Origin of the sequence: Massilia sp. CT11-108, from assembly GCF_047302915.1 — a bacterium.
GTDB lineage: Bacteria > Pseudomonadota > Gammaproteobacteria > Burkholderiales > Burkholderiaceae_D > Telluria > Telluria orientalis.
In genome coordinates this window covers 1-3,736 of the sequence record NZ_JBKYMO010000520.1, presented here as the reverse complement: position 1 = coordinate 3,736, position 3,736 = coordinate 1, and the positions used below count along the sequence as shown (strand labels likewise).

The 3,736-nt window shown below is 68.5% G+C and carries 4 protein-coding genes; all 4 read right to left on the bottom strand.

The annotated features are described in order from the left end of the window. Window positions 1–87: 87 nt before the first annotated feature. On the bottom strand, window positions 88–1,203 hold the full coding sequence (locus tag ACEN88_RS26600) for an acyltransferase family protein (RefSeq protein WP_413344492.1): 1,116 nt from the start codon (window positions 1,201–1,203) through the stop codon (window positions 88–90). A 14-nt stretch (window positions 1,204–1,217) separates the two neighbouring features. After that, a complete protein-coding gene (locus ACEN88_RS26595) occupies window positions 1,218–1,763 on the bottom strand; it encodes an RBBP9/YdeN family alpha/beta hydrolase (protein WP_413344490.1) in 546 nt (181 codons plus the stop codon). Between the two features lie 46 nt (window positions 1,764–1,809). Next, on the bottom strand, window positions 1,810–2,607 hold the full coding sequence (gene kynA / locus ACEN88_RS26590) for a tryptophan 2,3-dioxygenase (protein WP_413344494.1): 798 nt from the start codon (window positions 2,605–2,607) through the stop codon (window positions 1,810–1,812). Between the two features lie 51 nt (window positions 2,608–2,658). Next, window positions 2,659–3,736, bottom strand: a 1,078-nt coding sequence (kynU, locus tag ACEN88_RS26585; protein ID WP_413344488.1) for a kynureninase, incomplete at its 5' end; no start/stop codon positions are given.

Below are 3,736 nucleotides of genomic sequence, written 5' to 3'. Positions count from 1 at the left end.
GGCTACCGGGATAGCGCCTTCTTCTTCCTGAAGATCAAAGCCGCGTTTCCCGGAAATCCGTGAAGAACCTTTTTTTTCGACCTGGATTCAGGTCCGCAGGCCCATTCCGCGCGCACCCAGCGCGAGTGCGGCGTCGAACACGCGCCGCAACCCGCGCTGCAGCGCTTCCGTGAGCGGATTCAGCGCCAGCGCCACGACAGCGATCGCGGTGCCGATCGCGAGCATCTCGTGCGCCGCCCCGCGCTCGATCGGCAGCAGCGATTGCCACAGGCCGATCACAATCCCGTGCGACAGGTACAGCGTGAACGTATGCCCGGCCACGAAGCGGATCGGACGCGCCAGCCGCAGCAGGGCGTCGAACCGCGCCTGGCGCGCGCAGGCGAAATTCAGCAGCACGAGCAGCATGACGGCGTAGTCGGCCAGCACGCGGTCGGCGCTGCCCATGCGGATGCCGGCGAAGGGCCACAGGCCGTTGGCGACGTCGCGCAGATACGGTTCCGGGTCGAACCAGCCCCACAGGAATATGAGGACGACGGAGAGCGCCCAGCCGGCGCGGGCGAGGGTGGCGCCGAACGCGAGGCGGCCCTGCAGGCGGTACAGCGCGACGCCGGACAGCCACACGGGCAGCAACAGCCACAGGCGTGGGCCGACCACCGCCAGCACGGCACCGGCGGCGAGCCAGCGGCGCCGCCCCTGCGTGAAATGGAAGACGCCGAACAGCACGTAATACCAGGCTTCGTAATCGAGCGACCAGTACGGGATCAGCCACGGCGGCCGCTCGACGAGGCTCCATACGTCGCCCAGGAAGGCGAGATGGAACGGCACGTACAGCCAGGGGCGGCGCAGTTCGTACGAATCCCCGATGGGCACGTGCAGCACGTCCTGCACGACCGTCGCCAGGATGAAGGCCAGGGCCAGCACGGGCAGCACGACGGAATACAGGCGCGCCGCGCGGGCCACGACGTAGCTGTGCGCCGTCAGGTTCTTGTGTTCGGCGCTGTACGCGATCACGAAGCCGGACAGCACGAAGAACGCGATGACCGCCTCGCGCCCGAAGTCGGGAATGCGGGCGATCTGGGCGTCGTCGAAGATGCGGAAATAGCCGAAGTGCGCCACCACGACGGCCAGCGCGGCGCAGGCGCGCGCGAGGTCGAGGTAGAGGGAGAAGCGCGCGTCGAGCGCGCTGGCCCGCGCCGGGGTCATCGTGCCGTCCGGCGTTACGGGTTCAGGTCGCGGCAGAATTCGTCGAGCATCGCTTCGCCCTCCGGCCATGGACCGTAGCCGCTGCCGCCGTTGACGTGGCCCGCCGGCCCGATCTCGACCAGCTTGCTGCCCCACGCGCTGGCGAACCTGCGCGCGCGGTCCGGGGCCACGTATTCGTCGTTGCTGCTGGCGACGACGATCGACGGGAACGGCAGCTTCGCCAGCGGGATCGGCTTGAACCCGTTGGCATCGATCGGGTAGGACGCCGCTTCGACGTCGCTCGGCGCGACGAGGAAGGCGCCGGCGATCTTGAGCTTCGATCCGGACTGCGCCCACTGCGCCACCAGCATGCACGCGAGGCTGTGCGCGACGAGGATCGGCCGGCCCTCGCACTCGGCGATGGCGGCATCCAGTTCGGCCACCCATTCGTCCCGGTCGGGGTTGTTCCAGTCGCGATGCGGCACCCGTGTCCAGGCGGGATATTTACGTTCCCAATGCGTCTGCCAGTGTTGCGGGCCCGAGTTCCACAGGCCGGCCAGGGTCAGGATGTCGCACTTCATGTTCGCTCCAGTGTGGTCTTGCCGGCCATTGTACGATGGCGCGCCGCTACAGCGCCGTGCGCAGCGCGAACAGCTCGGGGAACAGCACGACGTCCAGCATCTTGCGCAGATAGCTCACGCCCGCCGTGCCGCCCGTGCCCGTCTTGAAGCCGATGATGCGTTCCACCGTCGACACGTGGCGGAAGCGCCAGAAGCGGAAGGCCGTCTCCAGGTCGACCAGCTTTTCTGCCAGTTCGTACAGGGCCCAGTGGTGCTCCGGGTCGCGGTAGACCTCGAGCCACGCGGCCATCACACTGTCGTCGTGGACGGTCGGCTGCGTCGGATCGGCGTCGAGCCGGCTTGGTGCGACTGCGAGGCCGGTACGGGCCAGCAGCCGCACGGCTTCGTCGTAGATCGACGGCGCGTGCAGTTCGCGTTCGAGCAGCGCGTGGTGCTCGGGCGACGTCTTGTGCACGGCCAGCATGGCGGCGTTCTTGTTCCCGAGGATGAATTCCAGCTCGCGGTACTGGAACGACTGGAAGCCCGAGGACGACGCCAGGTAGGGGCGGATCGCGCTGTATTCCGGCGGCGTCATCGTGGCCAGCACGTCCCACGCGTGCACCAGCTGGTCCATGATGCGCGCCACCCGCGCCAGCATTTTAAAAGCCGGCGGCAGGTCGTCGGCGCGGATGTGGGCGCGCACGGCCTGCAGCTCGTGCAGCATCAGCTTGATCCACAGCTCGCTCGTCTGGTGCTGGACGATGAACAGCATCTCGTTGTGGTTCGGCGACAGCGGGTGCTGGGCCGACAGGATCTGGTCCAGGCCCAGGTAGTCGCCGTAGCTCATGCTGCGGCTGAAATCCATCTGCGCGCCGTGCCATTGCGCGTCTTTCTTGTCCTTGTCCACGATCGCTCCTCAGGTCACGGCGCTGCGTTCGGCGCGGGTGTCGTAGTCCTCGCGGCCGAGGATGTCGCGCAGGATCTCGACGGCATCCCAGACGTCGGCGAAGCTGGTGTACAGCGGCGTGAAGCCGAAGCGCATGATTTCCGGCTCGCGGTAGTCGCCGATGACGCCGCGCGCGATCAGCGTCCGCATCACCGCGTAGCCGTGCGGATGCGTGAAGCTCACCTGGCTCCCGCGCGCGGCGTGTTCGCGTGGCGTGACGAGCCCCAGCGGGTGCGCGGCGCAGCGGCTTTCCACCAGCGCGATGAACAGGTCGGTCAGCGCCAGCGATTTCGCGCGCAGCGCGGCCATGTCGGTCGCCTCGAAGATCTCGAGGCCGCATTCGACGAGCGCCAGCGACACGACCGGCTGCGTGCCGCACAGCGCGCGCCCGATGCCCTCGGCGGCCTCGAACCCGTGCGACATCGCGAACGGCGCCGCGTGGCTCCACCAGCCCGTGAGCGGATGCCGGAACGCGGCCTGGTGGCGCCTGGGCACCCAGATGAAGGCCGGGGAACCCGGACCGCCGTTCAGGTATTTATAGGTGCAGCCCACCGCGAAGTCGGCATCGGCCCCGTTCAGGTCCACCGGCACGGCGCCGGCCGAATGGGCGAGGTCCCACAGCACGAGGGCGCCGCGGGCGTGCGCGTGATGGGTCAGCGCGGCCATGTCGTGCATGCGCCCCGTGCGGTAGTTCACGTGTGTGAGCATCAACACGGCGCAATCGGCGTCGACGGCCGCTTCCAGTTCCTCGGGCGAATCGACGAGGTGGATGCGGTAGCCGCGGTCGAGCCACCGCGCGAGACCGTCCGCCATATAGATATCGGTGGGAAAGTTGCTGCGTTCCGTGACGAGAACCTTGCGGGAAGGATGACGGTCGGCCTGGATCGCCAGCGCGGCGGCCAGCGCCTTGAACAGGTTCAGCGACGTCGTGTCGGTGACGACCACTTCGCCGGCGTCGGCGCCGATCAGCGGGGCGAGGCGGTCGCCCAGCCGGCCGGGCAGGGCGAACCAGCCGGCCGTGTTCCAGCTGCGGATCAGTCCCTGGCCC

Excerpts from the sequence above, each read along its gene's own strand:
- ACEN88_RS26600 (WP_413344492.1), bottom strand. The coding sequence starts at position 1,203 with ATGACCCCGGCGCGGGCCAGCGCGCTCGACGCGCGCTTCTCCCTCTAC.
- kynA (WP_413344494.1), bottom strand. The coding sequence starts at position 2,607 with ATGGATTTCAGCCGCAGCATGAGCTACGGCGACTACCTGGGCCTGGAC.
- ACEN88_RS26595 (WP_413344490.1), bottom strand. The coding sequence starts at position 1,763 with ATGAAGTGCGACATCCTGACCCTGGCCGGCCTGTGGAACTCGGGCCCG.